The organism is Pseudomonas sp. DR 5-09 (assembly GCF_001655595.1).
In the GTDB taxonomy this organism is placed as follows: domain Bacteria; phylum Pseudomonadota; class Gammaproteobacteria; order Pseudomonadales; family Pseudomonadaceae; genus Aquipseudomonas; species Aquipseudomonas pharyngis.
Genome location: NZ_CP011566.1, coordinates 1,057,454 through 1,073,363, shown reverse-complemented (window position 1 = coordinate 1,073,363; position 15,910 = coordinate 1,057,454). Strand labels below are relative to the sequence as shown.

Genomic DNA, 15,910 nt, shown 5'->3' with positions numbered 1-15,910 from the left:
GTCAGTTCAAGGCCCATGCAGCGACCGGGCTGGCGAGCAGGCTCAGTCCGGCCATGGTCAAGGCCAGACGTGGGCGATAGGGCAACAACAGCACCAACGTCAGCGCACTGAGCATCAACACTGCGCACCAGTCGACCAGACCAAAACTCCAGCCCTTCATGGCAACCGCCGCCCACAGCGACAGCCCCAGCAACAGCCAGCCTGCGAGTTTCAAACCTTGCCGACGGCGGGTCGAAGGTTTTTGACCCAGCAGCTCTTCGTGATGCCGAGGCATCGCCAGGCACAGCGCCGTGAAAGCGCAATAACAAAGCAACAGCGCCAGCAGCATTCAGTTCGTCCCATGCTCAAGGGTGATCGGCCGGGCCGTTTCGCGGGCTGGCTTTTGCACGCTGACGATGTGTCCAGCGCGCTGCATTTTCCGCGCGGCCCAGGCGAGAAAGAGGCCACTGCCCAGACACGTCAGGTCGAAACCGGCCAAGGCCCAGTCGCCTTCAGGCACTGTCACGCCGAGGTGATAAGGGGAGGTCAAACCGTTAAGAAGCGGAACCGCGATAAACAGTGCAGCCCCCAGCGACAGCTGTTCGACCCAGGCCTTGCGCCCCGGACGCAACATCGCATGCACCACGCTTAAGCCCCAGGCGATGAAGAACGCATTCACTTCCCAGTCGGCACGCCCGGCCAGATTCACCGGCAGCAGACGATTGGCCCAGAAGAACACGGCGACCGCCGCCACCAGCCCGGCCATGCTGGCAATGTTCAGCACTTGCACCAGCCGCAACTCGAAGGGCATCCCACCGCTTTTGATGTGTTTGAGCTGACGCTTGCCGAGCCAGATCACCAGCCCGGTGCCGATCATCGCCGTGCCCGCCAGACCACAGATGAAATACAGCCAGCGCAGCACCGGTCCGGCAAAGTGGCCCATGTGCAAACCGTAGAAACTGCCAGCAACCGCCATCGCCATCGGCTGATCGGGCGTTGTGCCGATGACTTGTCCGCTGACACCGCTGAAGGTCACGGCGCTGCCGGAATCATTCACCACTCGGTCGGAACCCGCACGGGACATCACCACCGAGGCATTGGCATCGCCCGGATTGTTCACGCTGATACGCCCGACATGTCCACCCGACCATTGCTCGCTGGCCGCCAGCAACAGGGGCGCCAGCGGTGCCAGTGTCGCCGGTTGATTGGCCCGTTCAGGGACGCTGGATTCGGGAAAAACCTCGTCGTAAAACGCCCTGACGTTGTTGCCGTACGAAACCAGAATGCTCGCCGGCATCACCATCGACATGAAGATCACCAGACTGCTGTAGGTGATCATCAGATGAAACGGCAACACCAGCACAGCCACCGCGTTGTGTCCGTCGAGCCACGAGCGCTGGCCCTTGCGCGGGCGGAAGGTGAAGAAGTCCTTGAAGATTTTCTTGTGGGTGATGATCCCGGTGATCAGCGCGACAAACATCACCATCGCGGCGATGGTCGAGAGCCAGCGGCCCCACGGATAAGGCATTTGCAGCTGGAAATGGAAGCGGTAGAAAAACTCGCCGCCCATGCTTTCCCGGGGCTGCACTTCGGCACCGGTTTGCGCGTCGAGGGTCTTGCGGGTGAATGCGCCGCGCTCGCCGGGCTTGGCTGGCGTCTGCTGCCAGCCCACGCTCAGACCGGGATCGCGGGCGTCGGGCAGGCCAATGATCCAGCGCGAAGCGTCGGGGGCGTTTTGTTGCAGATAGTGCTGGGCCAGCGTCAGGCTTTTTTCGGCATCCAATGGGTGCGCCTGGATTTCCGGCTGCATCCAGTGACTGGTTTCGTCCTTGAAATAGGCCAGGGTTCCGGTCAGAAAAATCGCAAACAACAGCCAGCCGAAAACCAGCCCGGTCCAGGTGTGCAGCCAGGCCATCGCTTGTCGAAAACCCTCTTTCATGCCAGACCCAGACCGCGCGCAGCGCCGGAAACGGTGGCCAGGATCACGCTCGGCACCAGCAGACCGACCCACGCCGACCAGGCCGTGCGACAGGCGAAACACCAGAGCACCGCCACCAGATAGACCAGGAACGAAACGGTCATGCCGGTCACCACTGCCTCGGCGCGGTTCAGCGGCAGCCACAACGTCAGCGTAACGCTGGCCAATGCCGCGACCAGATAGCCGCCGAACACCGCCGCGAGCACCCGCGAAGTGACGGCCAGACGATAGGACAGGGGAAGTGTGGCGAGTTTGGCTTTCATGTTTCGACCCTGAAACGATTAACGTCCGACCAAGACGCCGAACGACAGGCGAGCAATATTAATGATAAATATTCTCATACGCAAAAGAGTCTGATTGCCGGGCACCCTCCGCAGCCCTACAATGCGAACCATTCTTGTTCTCTAACGCATCCTGCATGCGCCCGGAGTGATGCCGTTGCCGTCCGCCCATCCTGTCGAATCGCTCTATCAGGCCCACCACAGTTGGCTCACCGGCTGGCTGCGGCGCAAACTCGGCTGCCCGGACAGCGCCGCCGATCTCGCTCAGGACACCTTCATCCGGGTGCTGACCGCCCGCGAGCCGCCAGTGATTATCGAACCGCGCGCATTCCTCACCACCCTGGCCAAGCGCGTGCTGTTCAACCATTACCGCCGCCAGGACCTGGAGCGCGCCTACCTCGACACCCTCGCGCAGATCCCGGAAATGGTTGCGCCTTCGGAAGAAGAGAAAGCCATCATCCTGCAAACCCTGATGGAGCTGGATCAGTTGCTTGATGGCCTGCCGCGCGTCGTCAAACGCGCATTTCTGCTGGCGCAGGTCGATGGCCTGACTTATCCGCAGATCGCCGCCGAACTGGGCATTTCCGTGGCCACGGTCAAACGTCATCTGAACAAGGCAGCGATGCGCTGCTACTTCGCCCTGTGAACCCGTCGATGGATTTTTCCGCGCAGGTCGCCGAACAGGCGGTGCACTGGTTGCTGGAAATGCAGCAAGGCCCGTTGAACCCGCGCCAGCAACAAGCCTGGCAGCAATGGATCGATGCCCACAGCGAACACCGCCGCGCGTGGGAGCACATTCAGCGGGTCAATTCGCGGTTGCGCGGGTTGTCGTCGCCACTGGCCCACGCCGCACTGAATGCGCCGAAGTCCGGCAGCCGTCGTCAGACGCTGAAGTTGTTGCTGATTCTCGGCGCCGGTTCGGCGGTCACCTGGGGCATGCGCGAGCACAATCAGTTGCCATCGCTGCTGGCCGATTACCGCAGCCCGATTGGTCAGCGGCGCAAGATCTCGCTCGGCGCCGACGGCCAGTTGCAACTCAACACCGCCAGCGCGGCGGATGTCCGGGGCGATGGTTTGATCCGTCTGCTCGAAGGCGAGATGCTGCTGACCGCCACGCAATCCTTCGACGTGCAAACCGCCCAAGGCGTGCTGAAAACCCAGGGCGCGCGAATAAACGTACGGCAGTTCGCCGACCGTACGCAGGTTGCACTGTTTGAAGGTCGGGTCGAACTGAACGTGCCAGGTCGCGCGCCGATGCTGCTGCCGGTCGCCCGACAACTGAGTTTCAGCACCACCGGCGTCAGCGCGGCAAAACCGCTGGACGCCAACAGCGGCGCCTGGGCCGACGGCATGCTGGTGGCCGCGCACATGCGTCTGGGCGACTTTCTCGATGAACTCGGTCGCTACCGGCGCGGGCAGCTCCATTGCGATGCGAAAGTGGCTGACCTGCTGATTTCCGGGTCTTATCCACTGGACGACAGCGAGCGGATTCTCGACCTGCTGGAAATCAGCCTGCCGGTAAAAGTGAGGCGCTTCACCCGTTACTGGGTGACGGTCGAAGCTAAAGCCTGATCGTTCCCACGTCGAAGTGTCGAACCGTCCGCGTGGGAATGCAGCCCCGGGACGCTCCGCGTCCCCTGCAAAAATAAATGAGCCGTTTTTCAGATCTGGCGTGACAGAGAAGGAAAGCCCCCTTGATTCAACCTTCTCAGGACCGTCCTCCATGCACCCCACCCGCCTCACGCCGCTGGCCCGAACCCTGCGCAACCTCGTCCTCGGCGCCAGCCTGAGCTTCAGCGCTCTGCCCCTTGCGCAGGCTGCCGAAACCAAGGCTTATCACATCGCCCCGTCGTCGCTGGAAAACGCCCTCAACCAGTTCGGCCGTGAAGCCGGTGTACTGATCTCGTTCGGCTCGCAAGTCACCAGCGGTGTGCAAAGCCGTGGTCTGGAAGGCAACTACACAGCGGAACAAGGTCTGAATGCGCTGCTCGAAGGCACCGGCCTGCAAGCCCGCGCCGAGGGTGGCAATGCCTTCAGCCTGCAACCGTCGAACGACAGCGCCCTGGAGCTGGACACCTCGAAAGTGGTCGGCGACTGGCTGGGTGAGGCTGCGCAGGTCAACGTCTTTGAACATCCCGGTGCCCGTGACGTGATCCGCCGCGAAGAGTTCGAGCGCCAGGGCGCGACCCAGGCCCGTGACGTGCTCAACCGCATTCCCGGCGTCAACGCGCCGGAAAACAACGGCACCGGCAGCCACGACATGGCGCTGAACTTCGGCATTCGTGGCCTCAACCCGCGCCTGGCCGCACGCTCGACCGTATTGATGGACGGCATTCCCGTGCCGTTCGCCCCTTATGGCCAGCCGCAGTTGTCGTTCGCGCCGATCAGCATGGGCAACATGGATGCGGTGGACGTGGTGCGTGGTGGCGGCGCCGTGCGTTACGGCCCGCAGAACGTCGGCGGCGTGGTCAACTTCGTGACCCGGGCGATTCCGGACGAGCCGACCGTCAAGGGCGGTTTCCAGACTGAAACCAGTCCATCGTCCAGCCATGACGGCTTCAAGACCAGCGCCAACCTGCTGGCCGGCGGCACCAATGCCAACGGTCTGGGCGGCGCGCTGTTGTACTCCGGCACTCGCGGTGGCGACTGGCGCGAACACAGCGATACGGAAATCGACGACCTGATCCTCAAGGGCAAATACCAGCTCGACGAGGCCAACAGTTTCAACGCCATGGCACAGTATTACGAAGGCAAGGCCGACATGCCCGGCGGCCTGAATGTCGCCGATTACGATGCCGATCCGTACCAGTCGACCCGGCCAAAAGACCAGTTCTGGGGCCGTCGCACGATGTTCAATGTCGGCTATCGCTATCAGGAAGATCGCCGCGAGTTCACCGCCAATACCTTCTTCACCAAGACCCTGCGCAGCGGTTACCTGGATCAGGGCACGTTCCTGTCGCTGTCGCCGCGCGAGTATTGGGTGCGCGGTCTGGAAACCCGCTTCGCTCAAGGCTTCGACCTCGGCGCCACCAGCCATGAAGTCGGCGTCGGCTATCGCTACATAAACGAAGCCGGCCACGAACTGCGCTATCGCACCCCGATTGCCAGCAACGAGTATCCGACCACCAACAGCCGCAATGACCGCGACACCCGTGGCGGCACGGAAGCCAATGCATTTTTCGTCGATGACCGGATCGACATCGGCAAGTGGACCATTACCCCGGGCGTGCGCTACGAGATGATCGAGTCGCAGCAGACCAACAACCTGACCAACGTCAAATACAAGGGTGACTACAACACCGCGCTGCCGGCGCTGAACGTGCTGTATCACCTGTCCGACAGCTGGAACCTGTACGCCAACACCGAAGGTTCGTTCGGTAGCGTGCAATACAGCCAGATGCCCAACCGCGTCAGCAGCGGCGAAGTGAAACCGGAGAAGGCCCGCACCTGGGAACTCGGCACCCGTTACGACAACGGTGCGCTGCGAGCGGAGATCGGCGCATTCCTGATCAACTTCGACAACCAGTACGAAAGCAACCAGACCAATGATTCGGTAATCGCCCGTGGCGAAACCCGCCATCAGGGCATCGAGACCAGCGTCAACTACGCTCTCGACGACTTGAGCCCGGCGCTGGCCGGCTTCGACGTCTACGCCACTTACGCGTATGTCGACGCGACCATCCGCGAAGAGGGGCCGAACAAGGGCAATCGTGTGCCGTTCTCGTCGAAACACAAAGGCACGATCGGCGTCGGTTACACCGAAGGGCCGTGGAAGCTTAACCTGGACAGCAGCTTCCAGAGCGACCAGTTCGCCGACAACGCCAACACCTCGAAAGAAAGCGCCGACGGCAGCACCGGCAAGATCCCGGGCTACATGCTGTTCAGCAGCCGCGCCGGTTATGACTTCGGGCCGCAGCTGTCGGACCTGAACGTGGCGGTGGGGGTGAAGAACATCTTCAACACCCAGTACTTCACCCGCTCGTTCGATGACAACAACAAGGGCAAGTATGTGGGTGAACCGCGCACGGTGTACGTGCAGACCTCCGTTGCTTTCTGATCCCTGCTGAAAACAGAAAGGGCCTGCAATTGCAGGCCCTTTCTCATTGGGTGGCTTGGAAAATCAGCGCATCAACTGTTGATCGCTGCCTGTTCGTTCTCGTCAAACTCTTCCGCCAACAGCTTGTCATTGGCTTTGCTTGTGAATGGCACCACAGCGGCTCGCGGTTTGCCGCGCAGTTTGCCAAACAGGTGCTCCAGCGCGTGCTCCAGTTTTTCGGCTGCACCATCGATCGCCTGTTCCAGCGAATCGGCTTTGTGGGTGACGGAAATCGGTTGATGGCCTTTTGGCCGCGCTTCCAGTTGGCAGCGCAAATCATGAGGACCTGGTTTGTCACCGTTCTCGTCGCTCAGATGGACTTCGACACGGGTCAGGTCTTCCTCATAACGGTCGAGCGTGCTCTCAATTGTGGTTCGTACCCACTCCTCCAGTCGTTTGCTGCTTTGAATATGGTTGTCGCTGTTGACTTGGATTTGCATAGTTCATCCCTTATTTCAGCTAGCTCGCAAGAGGCCTGGAACAGGATTTCGTGACCTCTTGATTACAACAATCGGCCCGCCGGACGAACATTTCAACCCCTTAAAAAAGATAAATATTCATTCGCAAAAAAAGCCGGACAACCGAGTAAAGCGCTGGTAAGGTCGGGAGTTGGGTCGCCCCGCCACCCCGAAAAATCTGCTCACAATTGGCCATCACCCAACGGGTGCAGGCTGCGAAAAATCCCCGCTTCTTCCACCAGCCAGTCATGCACCGCCCGTACGCCCGGATGGCTCAGGGCCCCCGGCGCATAAAGCAATACATAGCGCTTGTGATTGGGCACCGAAATCCCGAACGGCACGATCAACGTCCCCCGCTCCAGCTCGTCGTTGAGCAACGTGCGCCGGGCAATCGCCACGCCCATGCCGGCAATCGCCGCTTCGATGGTCAGGTGGTTGCGATTGAACGTGTGCCCGCGCCGCACATCCGCGCCCTCGAAACCGATGGCATTGAGATAAAACTCCCACTCCGCGTATTCATAGCTGCCGCGCCAGGCGGTGATGTCGTGCAGCAGCGGAAAATGCACCAGATCCGCCGGCCCGTGCAGCGGCGGCCGTCCGCGCAGCAGGCCCGGCGCGCACACCGGGAAAATCTGCTCGTCGAGCAAGGCTGTGGATAACAATCCCGGATAGCTGCCGTCGTTCAGGTCGATGGCCAGGTCGAAATCCCCTTCATGCAACGGCACGCTGCTGTCCTCGGCCACCAGCCGCAACTGGATGTCCGGGTAACGCTGTTGCAGGCGTGGCAAGCGCGGGGTCAGCCATTTGCTGAGGAACGATGGAATCGAGCGCAACCGCAGAATCCCGCTGATCATCCCCGCATCCAGCCGTCGCAATTCCGCGTCGATGCTGCCGTAAGCCTCGTTGACCGTGATCGCCAGTCGCTGCCCTTCCGCGCTCAACTCCACGCCCCGCGCACGGCGATGAAACAGGCGAAACCCCAGTCGCTCTTCCAGCTGTCGGATTTGCTGACTCACCGCCCCCGGCGTGATGTGCAGTTCCTCGGCACAGCGGGTGAATGACAGGTGCCGCGCGGCACAGGAAAACACCTGCAGCCAGACGTAAGTCTGGGCATGCAATTGACGACTCATGGTTTAGTCCTGCTAAAGGCTTACTTAGGAAATTTCGTTAGTCACGTTGAAGCGAGGTAGGCAGTATCGCCGACATTGCGCTTGTCCTACAAAAAATGGCAGCGATTCCTACTCCATTGCTTGTAAGGGTTTAGCATGGCTATCAGTGTTTTCGATCTATTCAAAGTCGGCATCGGTCCGTCCAGTTCCCACACCGTCGGCCCGATGCGCGCCGCCGCGACCTTCGCCCAGGCCCTGATCGACCAGCATTTGCTGAACGATGTGCAGCGGGTGGAAATCCGCTTATATGGCTCGCTTTCGGCCACCGGCGTCGGCCATGCCACCGACCGCGCAACGGTCATGGGCTTGATGGGCGAATGGCCGGACAGCATCGATCCGTCGACCATCGAGCCGCGCATCCAGCAAGTGCGCGAGACCGGCCAACTCTCTCTGGCCGGTGAACGCTCGATCGCCTTCAACTGGCAGCACGATCTCCTGCTGCTGGACGAGAGCCTGCCCTACCACCCCAACGCCATGTCGCTGACAGCCTTCGGTGCATCCGGCCAATTGTTCGAGCAGACGTACTACTCGGTCGGCGGCGGTTTCATCATCGAAGCGGCCGAAGCCGAATCGGGTGTGGCGCCGGCCGGCGGCGTCGAGTTGCCTTACGAATTCTCCAGCGCCGTCGAACTGCTGGCGCTGTGCAAGCAGCACAACCTGCGGGTGTCCGAACTGATGATGGCCAACGAACGGGCCTGGCGCAGCGATGCCGAGATCCGTCAGGGCCTGCTGCACATCTGGTCGGTAATGCGCGAGTGCGTCGAGCAAGGCCTGCGTCACGAAGGCATTCTGCCCGGCGGTCTGAACGTTCCGCGTCGCGCGGCGAAATTGCACCGCAGCCTGCTGGAAATCGGCAAGCCGAACGTCATCAGTTCGACCCTGTCGGCGATGGAGTGGGTCAACCTGTTCGCCCTCGCCGTCAACGAAGAGAACGCCGCCGGCGGGCGCATGGTGACCGCGCCGACCAACGGTGCCGCCGGGATCATCCCGGCCGTTCTGCACTACTACATGAAATTCAATCCGGATGCGTCGGACGACGACGTGGTTGCGTTCTTTCTGGGCGCGGCAGCGGTCGGCATCCTGTGCAAGAAAAACGCCTCGATTTCCGGCGCCGAAGTCGGCTGCCAGGGCGAAGTCGGCTCTGCCTGCGCCATGGCCGCTGCGGGTCTGGCCGATGTGCTCGGCGCCACCCCGGAGCAACTGGAAAACGCCGCCGAAATCGGCCTGGAACACAACCTCGGTCTGACCTGCGACCCGGTCGGCGGCCTCGTGCAAGTGCCGTGCATCGAGCGCAATGCCATCGCTGCGGTGAAGGCGATCAACGCCACGCAAATGGCCCTGCGCGGCGACGGCAAACACTTCATTTCCCTCGACCGGGTGATCCGCACCATGCGCGATACCGGCGCCGACATGCATGACAAATACAAAGAGACTTCACGGGGCGGCCTGGCCGTGAGCTGGGTGGAGTGCTGAGGAGCGCTCCCTGACCGCCCGTAACACGTGAGCCCGAGCAAGAATAATAACGAGGCAAAAACGATGACCGATGTACGCACACCCGCTGCCGAAAATCCCGCTGTAGACCGCACACGCAATACCGAAACCGCCAACAAGGGCTGGAGCAAATTCGACACCACCTGGATGCTCGGCCTGTACGGCACGGCCATCGGTGCCGGCACCTTGTTCCTGCCGATCAACGCTGGTGTCGGCGGCTTCTGGCCGTTGCTGATCCTGGCATTGTTGGCGTTCCCGATGACCTTCTTCGCGCACCGGGGCCTGACCCGCTTCGTGCTGTCGGGCCGCTCCGGTGACATCACTGAAGTGGTGGAAGAACACTTCGGCATCGGCGCCGGCAAACTGATCACGCTGCTGTATTTCTTCGCGATCTTCCCGATCCTGCTGGTGTACAGCGTGGCGCTGACCAACACCCTCAGCAGCTTCCTCGAACACCAGTTGCACATCGCCCCGCCGCCGCGCGCGGTGCTGTCGCTGGCGCTGATCCTCGGTCTGATGGCCATCGTCCGCTGCGGTCAGAGCGTGATCGTCAAAGCCATGAGCGTGCTGGTCTATCCGTTCGTCGCCGCGTTGCTGTTGCTCGGCATCAGCCTGATTCCGAACTGGAACGGCGCGTTCTTCGCCAGTGCTCAAGAACCGATGGAAATGTCGGTGTTCCTCAAGACCCTGTGGCTGGCGATTCCGGTGATGGTGTTCTCGTTCAACCATTCGCCGATCATTTCCGCGTTCGCCGTCGAGCAGAAACAGCGTTACGGCGAGCAGGCCGAGCGCAAGAGCAGCGGTATCCTCGCCATGGCCCACGGCATGATGGTGGTGACGGTGATGTTCTTCTGCTTCAGTTGCGTGCTGGCGCTGTCGCCGGCGGATCTGGCAGCGGCCAAGGCGCAGAACATCTCGATCCTGTCGTACCTGGCCAACCACTTCCAGACCCCGGTCATCGCTAACGCTGCGCCGCTGATTGCGTTGGTGGCGATCACCAAGTCCTTCCTCGGCCATTACATCGGCGCCAGCGAAGGCTTCCAGGGCATGATCGTCAAAAGCCTGCGCAGCCGTGGCCGGGTGATGTCGGCGAGCTGGCTGAACCGTGCGACCGCACTGTTCATGATCCTCAGCTGCTGGGCCGTGGCGACCTTCAACCCAAGCATCCTCGGCATGATCGAAACCCTGGGCGGGCCGGTGATTGCCTGCCTGTTGTTCCTGATGCCGATGTACGCCATCCGCCGCGTGCCGGCCTTGCGCCAGTATTCGGGCCAGGCGTCCAACGTGTTCGTGGTGCTGATCGGCCTGATTGCACTGTCAGCGATCATCTACTCGGTTCTGCCCTGAAATGGGCCGCAAACGAAGAAGGCGAGCCATGGGCTCGCCTTCTTTTTGGCCGGATTCATTGTTCGACAATATTCCCGGCATGTCCCTTGCTACATCGCTGAAGGAGACAGGACCACGGAAAGGCCGATGGTCAGGTTTGGCGAACCAACCCGATCAAGGCCGGTCAACAACTGCACGTTCAATCAGGCGGTGACGCATCATGGACAATCCTTTTCAGATCATTACCGATGCCTTCGCGCCGGACTATCAGATCAACCTGAGCATTCAGGGGCTGGACGGCAGCATCATGCTGACCCTCTCCAGAAGCGGGCGGATCGTCGCCAAGCGGATGATCAGCGCCGAACAGCGCAATGACCCCAAGCGCCTCAAACGCCTGGTGCAAAGCATTCAGTTCGGCATCGCCATCGAACAGGGCCACAGCGCCATGGCGGTACTCGACGCCATGACACGCGGCGACGCAATCACCCCGCCACCGCGCGGGGTCAAGCACCAGCCCCGGCCAGCCGCGAGCCTTTAGAGTTCGCCCTTCTCTACTTCCGGGTGTTCACTGGAGCCCGTGCCGATCTTGCGGTGCGGGTTCTCGATCTTCACCGAAGGGAATTGCGACGAGGCGTAACGCACCACCAGGATCGAGAACGCCAGCAGCAGAATCCCGCCGCACAGGTAGATGATGCCCATGTCCGGCGGATTGTGGTGCGAGACGTTGGAGATCAGCAGGCGCGTCAGTGCGGTGATCGCCACGTAGATCAGGAAGCGCACCGGCATGTGGTTGGTCTTGAAGTAAATCCCGACCATCGCCCCCAGTTCCAGATAGATGAACAGCAACAGAATGTCATCGATCTTGATGTGCCCTTCCTCGAGCATCCCGAGAAACTCCATCACCGCCGCCCATGCGGTTACCGCACCAATGGCGAACAGCGCCAGGTAGTGGAAAGTCTCGACGAACAGGTTGCCCAGGGACTCGGCCAGTTGATGCACGTTTTGCCGCAGTTTCTCGGCCCAGTTGATTTTCACGATGAAGGTTCCTTAGCCCGGTTCGAGCGGATGTTGCTTGCTGGACGTGACGGTTATTGCGCACGTACGCAGATGCATGCAGAAAAGAGGCCACGCCATCATGGCGAGCCGCCGCGAAACCTGCGCCGTGGCGTTTGGTCGCACCTGTGCGCAGACGTCGGGCTGACAAAATCCGAATCCGGTCTACATTGAAAAGCCACTACCCAAAGCGCAGGGATTCGCTTATCCTTTTCGCTGTATATAGATACAGTAGTCGCAAAGACAACTTAATGTGAAGGCATGTGAGGTGGTGAATGGCCGTCGAAGTGGTATACCGCAGCAGCCGAGATCTGGAGCGCTTGTTCATGGATAAAGCCGAAGCTGACCGTCATGACAAAATGCTCGAACTGGCCGAACTGTTGGCCGAAGTGCTGGAAAAAGCCGTTCCTTCGTTGAGCGAGCAGCAAGTGGAAGAAGTCGGGATCTTCATGGCGAAGAACCGCGATGTGTTCGCCCGAGCGTTCAAGAGCCAGCCTGATGCCCTGTCGGAGCTGATCAACGCACCGGCGGCACCGGTTGTGGCGACCGAAACGGCCGAAGTGGCCGAACCGGCAGAAGCGCCAGCCAAACCTGCAAAAGCGGCGAAGGCTGCGAAGTAATCGGCATCTGAATTGAAGCCTCTGAATTGAATAGCCCCTGAGTTGAAAGACTCAGGGGCTTTTTCATGTCCGGACAAACCTCAGCGGTACAACACCTTTTCCGCCAGCTCGTCTGCCACCCGCGCAGGTGAACGTTTTTCTGCCTGGGCGTGGGCGAAGACTTCGGTCAGGCGCGAACTGATCTTCGACAGGTGCGCGGTGATGGTTGTCAGTTCGTCGCCCCGATGCTTGAGGGAAACGTAAATCAGCCCGCCGGCATTGATCACGTAATCCGGCGCATACAGGATGCCGCGCCGCTCCAGTTGATCGGCGACGTCCAGGTGCGTCAGCTGATTGTTGGCCGAGCCCGCCACCGCCGAGCAGCGCAACTGGGTGACCGAGTGGCTGTTGAGCACCCCGCCGAGGCCGCACGGCGCGAGGATGTCGCACGGCGTGCTGAGCAAGGCGTCGTTGGCAATCGGATGGGCGTTGAGCTGCTCCATCGCCAGTTGCACCTTGCCGTGGTCGATGTCGCTGACCAGCAGCTCGGCACCGGCTGCGTGCAACTGTTCAGCGAGGGCATAACCAACATTGCCCAGCCCCTGAATCGCCACGCGCAACCCTTCTAGGTTGTCGCTGCCCAGCCGCGCCATGGCCGTGGCGCGAATTCCGGTGAACACGCCCATCGCCGCATGCGGCGCCGGGTCGCCGGCGGAGGTGGTGCTGGTGACATGCTGGGTCTGCTGGGCAATGCAGTCCATGTCCGCCACCGAAGTGCCGCTGTCGATGGCGGTGATGTAGCGCCCGTCGAGCTGATCGATGCAACGACCGAACGCCTCGAACAGTGCGGCGCGGTTTTCCACATGGGCCGGCCGCACGATCACGGCCACCCCGCCACCCTGGGCGAGACCGGCCAGTGCAGCCTTGTAGCTCATGCCCTGGGCCAGGCGTATGGCGTCCTCGACTGCGGATTCGTCGTTCGGGTAGGCAAGATAACGACACCCGCCCAGGGCAGGCCCGAGGCGACTGTTATGAATGGCAATGACCGCCTTCAATCCGGACACCGGATCAACGCTAAGGTGCAGCGATTCCAGGCGAGTGCTTTGCATGAGAGCGAACATCGGCAGGCTCCCGAATCACTTCTGGTAGACGCCAGTATAGGCTTGCGCCTGAAAATTGCTGAAGCGCGCCGGAATAAGCGCCGCCACTGATCACCGGGTTGTGGCATAACCCGATGGCAGAGCGGCCCGGCACTGGACGAATGGCAAAGACGGGGCTAAAACGAGGCATGCCCCGGAGATTGAGATGAGTCCGCGCCAACGTTTTTTCGAATGTCTGCACCGTTCACCGCCCGCGCTGTTCGAAGCCGCGTTGTGGATGGCCGCCGAACACGACAAACAAGTCGATCCCGAAGCACTGCTGCAGGACTTCAAGGAGCTGCAACAGCGGGTCAGCTATGGATTGCCGTTGCTGCCGGTCAGCGAGCTGGCGCAACCGTTGTTGCGGCGGATGACCGATCTGGGCTTCGCGCAAGATGATTTCATACCGCTGCGCCCACAGGCCGCAATGGTGCACAAAGTCATGCAGACCCGACGCGGCCAGCCGCTGGCGCTGGCACTGATCGCTCTGGAACTGGCCCGTGGCCTGGAGATTCCGCTGGTCGGGGTGAACTTCCCCGGGCATTTCCTGCTCAAGGTGCCCGGGGCCGATCACCTGCTCGATCCGTGCGGCGGACGACGTCTGTATCCAAACGACTGCCGCGAACTGCTGCACCGCCAGTACGGCCACCAGATGAAACTCAGCGCTGACCATCTGCTGACTGCCGAACCGGTGCAGATGCTTCAGCGCCTGTCACGCAACCTGCGCCAGTTGCACCTGACCCACGACGACTTCATCGCCGCGTTGATCGATGCCGAGCGCGTGCTCGAACTGGGTAACGCCAGCGCCGCCGACTATCTGGCCCGGGCCAGTCTGTACCAGCGCCTCGATTGCCCGAACGCCGAGCGTTTCGATCTGGAGCACGCGCTATTGCTCAGTGACGACCCGATTCAGCGACTTCGCCTGACGGAACGGCTGGGGCATCTGCCGCCGAACTCAGTCGTCCACTGAGCAGGGCAGTGGCTGGCGAACGCACCTGAATGATCAGCAACGCCGCAATCACTGCCGGAATCGCGCAGAAGAAGAAAATCTGCTCCACCGGAATGTGCATTGCCAGCAACAGGCTGCCGAACAGCGGCCCGAGAATCGAGCCGAAGCGCCCTACCCCCAGCGCCCAACCGGTGCCGGTGGCGCGCACGTGGGCCGGATAGAAATTGCTGGCGAACGCATTGAGCGTCAGTTGCCCGCCGATGATGCAGAACCCTGCCGCGAACACACAGGCCACCAGATAGCGCGGGTTGTCGTGATTCAGGCCCAGCAGGATCGTGCACACCGCCGCGCCAGCCAGCACACCGGACAGTAGCCTCACCTTGCTTTTCAACCGGTCGGCGAACCACGCCATGCAGATTGCGCCGAGTGTGCCGGCGAACAGGAACATCGACGTCACCAGGTTCGCTTCGTTGAGCTTCAGGCCACTTTCCAGCAGCAGCGACGGCAGCCAGCTGATCATGAAATACAGCAGGATCAGGCTGACGAAAAACGTGGCCCAGATCAGCAAGGTCGGGCGGGCGTAACCGTTGCGGAACAACTCCACCACGGTCAGTTTGCTGCCCTGCTCGCGCTCGTTCTGCTCAACCGATGCGGCGGGCGGTTGCCAGTCCGGCAGCATCCGTGCGGTGACCTTGCGCAGGCGCGCATACGGTGGAGCGTCACGCAGCAGCCGTGGCAAGGATTCCGGCAGCATCCACCAGAGAAACGGAAACAGCAGCAGCGGCGTGACACCACCGGCGAGGAATACCGCCTGCCAGCCAAACCGGTCGATGAAGCCGGCCGCAACAAAACCACCTGCCGCACCACCGAAGGAGAAGCCGCACGCCGCCAGCGTCACCATCAGCGTGCGCAGGCGTGGCGGCGAATATTCCGACATCAACGCCATGGCGCTGGGCATCGCACCGCCCATGCCGATGCCGCAGATGAAGCGCGCGATCATCAGGGTATTCAGGGAATCGGCGAACACCATCAGCACGGTGAGGCTGGCATAGATCAGCACACAGGCGAGCAGAATCCGTCGAACGCCGAAGCGGTCGGCCAGCGGCGTAACAGCAAGGGAGCCGAGGGTCAGCCCCAGCAGGTTGGCGCTGAACACCGGGCCGAATGCGGATTTTTCCAGGCCCCAGTCCTGCGCCAGCGCCGGCACCACGTAACCGAGCACCTGGGCGTCATAGCCGTCGGTAACCAGCAGCAAGGCGAGAAGCATCAGGAGCAACCACTGAAAGCGGGACACAGGACGGGCGTCGAGTGCCGCCCGGAAGCTGGCAATCTGGTTGTGCATCGCAAGGTACCTGTTTTGTTTTTATGATTTTTTGCGGGTAACCGGAATGG

At 61.4% G+C, this 15,910-nt stretch carries 15 protein-coding genes and 1 pseudogene; 8 read left to right on the top strand and 8 right to left on the bottom strand.

The window, feature by feature from the left end:
- Position 1 precedes the first annotated feature (1 nt).
- The 3 genes from PDR5_RS04730 to PDR5_RS04720 are packed head-to-tail and all read right to left on the bottom strand — an operon-like array spanning position 2 to position 2,220.
- Entirely contained in the window at positions 2-328 is a 327-nt protein-coding gene (locus PDR5_RS04730) for a DUF3325 domain-containing protein (protein WP_064593490.1), read from the bottom strand.
- A complete protein-coding gene (locus PDR5_RS04725) occupies positions 329-1,918 on the bottom strand; it encodes a PepSY-associated TM helix domain-containing protein (protein WP_064593488.1) in 1,590 nt (529 codons plus the stop codon).
- Entirely contained in the window at positions 1,915-2,220 is a 306-nt protein-coding gene (locus tag PDR5_RS04720) for a DUF3649 domain-containing protein (protein WP_039769401.1), read from the bottom strand. The genes PDR5_RS04725 and PDR5_RS04720 overlap by 4 nt, the downstream gene beginning before the upstream one ends.
- Before the next feature lie 175 nt (positions 2,221-2,395).
- Between PDR5_RS04720 and PDR5_RS04715 the strand changes: the two genes are divergently transcribed.
- The 3 genes from PDR5_RS04715 to fecA all read left to right on the top strand — a co-directional run bounded on the left by PDR5_RS04715 (position 2,396) and on the right by fecA (position 6,295).
- Positions 2,396-2,884, top strand: a complete 489-nt coding sequence (locus PDR5_RS04715; protein WP_064600677.1) for a sigma-70 family RNA polymerase sigma factor — start codon at positions 2,396-2,398, stop codon at positions 2,882-2,884.
- A gap of 8 nt (positions 2,885-2,892) precedes the next feature.
- Positions 2,893-3,810 (top strand): DUF4880 domain-containing protein, encoded by a 918-nt coding sequence (locus PDR5_RS04710; protein WP_442963851.1) that lies wholly within the window; start codon positions 2,893-2,895, stop codon positions 3,808-3,810.
- 151 nt (positions 3,811-3,961) lie between these two features.
- Positions 3,962-6,295 carry a TonB-dependent Fe(3+) dicitrate receptor FecA gene (fecA, locus tag PDR5_RS04705; RefSeq protein ID WP_064593484.1) on the top strand — a complete coding sequence of 778 codons (2,334 nt, stop codon included), beginning with the start codon at positions 3,962-3,964 and terminating at the stop codon, positions 6,293-6,295.
- Between the two features lie 71 nt (positions 6,296-6,366).
- On the opposite strand, the gene PDR5_RS04700 is transcribed toward fecA, so the two are convergent.
- Entirely contained in the window at positions 6,367-6,774 is a 408-nt protein-coding gene (locus PDR5_RS04700) for an HPF/RaiA family ribosome-associated protein (protein ID WP_011332524.1), read from the bottom strand.
- A gap of 200 nt (positions 6,775-6,974) precedes the next feature.
- Positions 6,975-7,922, bottom strand: coding sequence for a LysR substrate-binding domain-containing protein (locus tag PDR5_RS04695; RefSeq protein WP_064593482.1), 948 nt, complete (start codon positions 7,920-7,922; stop codon positions 6,975-6,977).
- Between the two features lie 135 nt (positions 7,923-8,057).
- On the opposite strand from PDR5_RS04695, the gene PDR5_RS04690 reads away from it, so the two are divergent.
- From PDR5_RS04690 to PDR5_RS04680, 3 genes are all read left to right on the top strand, one after another.
- Positions 8,058-9,434 carry an L-serine ammonia-lyase gene (locus PDR5_RS04690; RefSeq protein ID WP_064593480.1) on the top strand — a complete coding sequence of 459 codons (1,377 nt, stop codon included), beginning with the start codon at positions 8,058-8,060 and terminating at the stop codon, positions 9,432-9,434.
- A gap of 63 nt (positions 9,435-9,497) precedes the next feature.
- The gene (locus PDR5_RS04685; protein WP_064593478.1) at positions 9,498-10,799 is read left to right on the top strand and encodes an HAAAP family serine/threonine permease; all 1,302 of its coding nucleotides are present in this window, start codon (positions 9,498-9,500) and stop codon (positions 10,797-10,799) included.
- 199 nt (positions 10,800-10,998) lie between these two features.
- The gene (locus PDR5_RS04680; protein WP_064593476.1) at positions 10,999-11,316 is read left to right on the top strand and encodes a DUF3509 domain-containing protein; all 318 of its coding nucleotides are present in this window, start codon (positions 10,999-11,001) and stop codon (positions 11,314-11,316) included.
- On the opposite strand, the gene PDR5_RS04675 is transcribed toward PDR5_RS04680, so the two are convergent.
- Positions 11,313-11,813 (bottom strand): phosphate-starvation-inducible protein PsiE, encoded by a 501-nt coding sequence (locus PDR5_RS04675; RefSeq protein WP_007957255.1) that lies wholly within the window; start codon positions 11,811-11,813, stop codon positions 11,313-11,315. The two genes, PDR5_RS04680 and PDR5_RS04675, sit on opposite strands and share 4 nt — an antisense overlap.
- A 293-nt stretch (positions 11,814-12,106) precedes the next feature.
- Here PDR5_RS04675 and PDR5_RS04670 point away from each other — a divergent pair.
- A pseudogene (locus PDR5_RS04670) lies at positions 12,107-12,364 on the top strand (YebG family protein); the annotation flags it as partial.
- 167 nt (positions 12,365-12,531) lie between these two features.
- Here PDR5_RS04670 and PDR5_RS04665 read toward each other — a convergent pair.
- Positions 12,532-13,551, bottom strand: coding sequence for a Glu/Leu/Phe/Val dehydrogenase family protein (locus PDR5_RS04665; RefSeq protein ID WP_064593472.1), 1,020 nt, complete (start codon positions 13,549-13,551; stop codon positions 12,532-12,534).
- 184 nt (positions 13,552-13,735) lie between these two features.
- Here PDR5_RS04665 and PDR5_RS04660 point away from each other — a divergent pair, with 184 nt between their 5' ends.
- Positions 13,736-14,539 carry a SirB1 family protein gene (locus tag PDR5_RS04660; RefSeq protein WP_064593470.1) on the top strand — a complete coding sequence of 268 codons (804 nt, stop codon included), beginning with the start codon at positions 13,736-13,738 and terminating at the stop codon, positions 14,537-14,539.
- Here PDR5_RS04660 and PDR5_RS04655 read toward each other — a convergent pair.
- The gene (locus PDR5_RS04655; protein WP_064593468.1) at positions 14,463-15,860 is read right to left on the bottom strand and encodes an MFS transporter; all 1,398 of its coding nucleotides are present in this window, start codon (positions 15,858-15,860) and stop codon (positions 14,463-14,465) included. The genes PDR5_RS04660 and PDR5_RS04655 overlap by 77 nt on opposite strands.
- Positions 15,861-15,910: the final 50 nt, after the last annotated feature.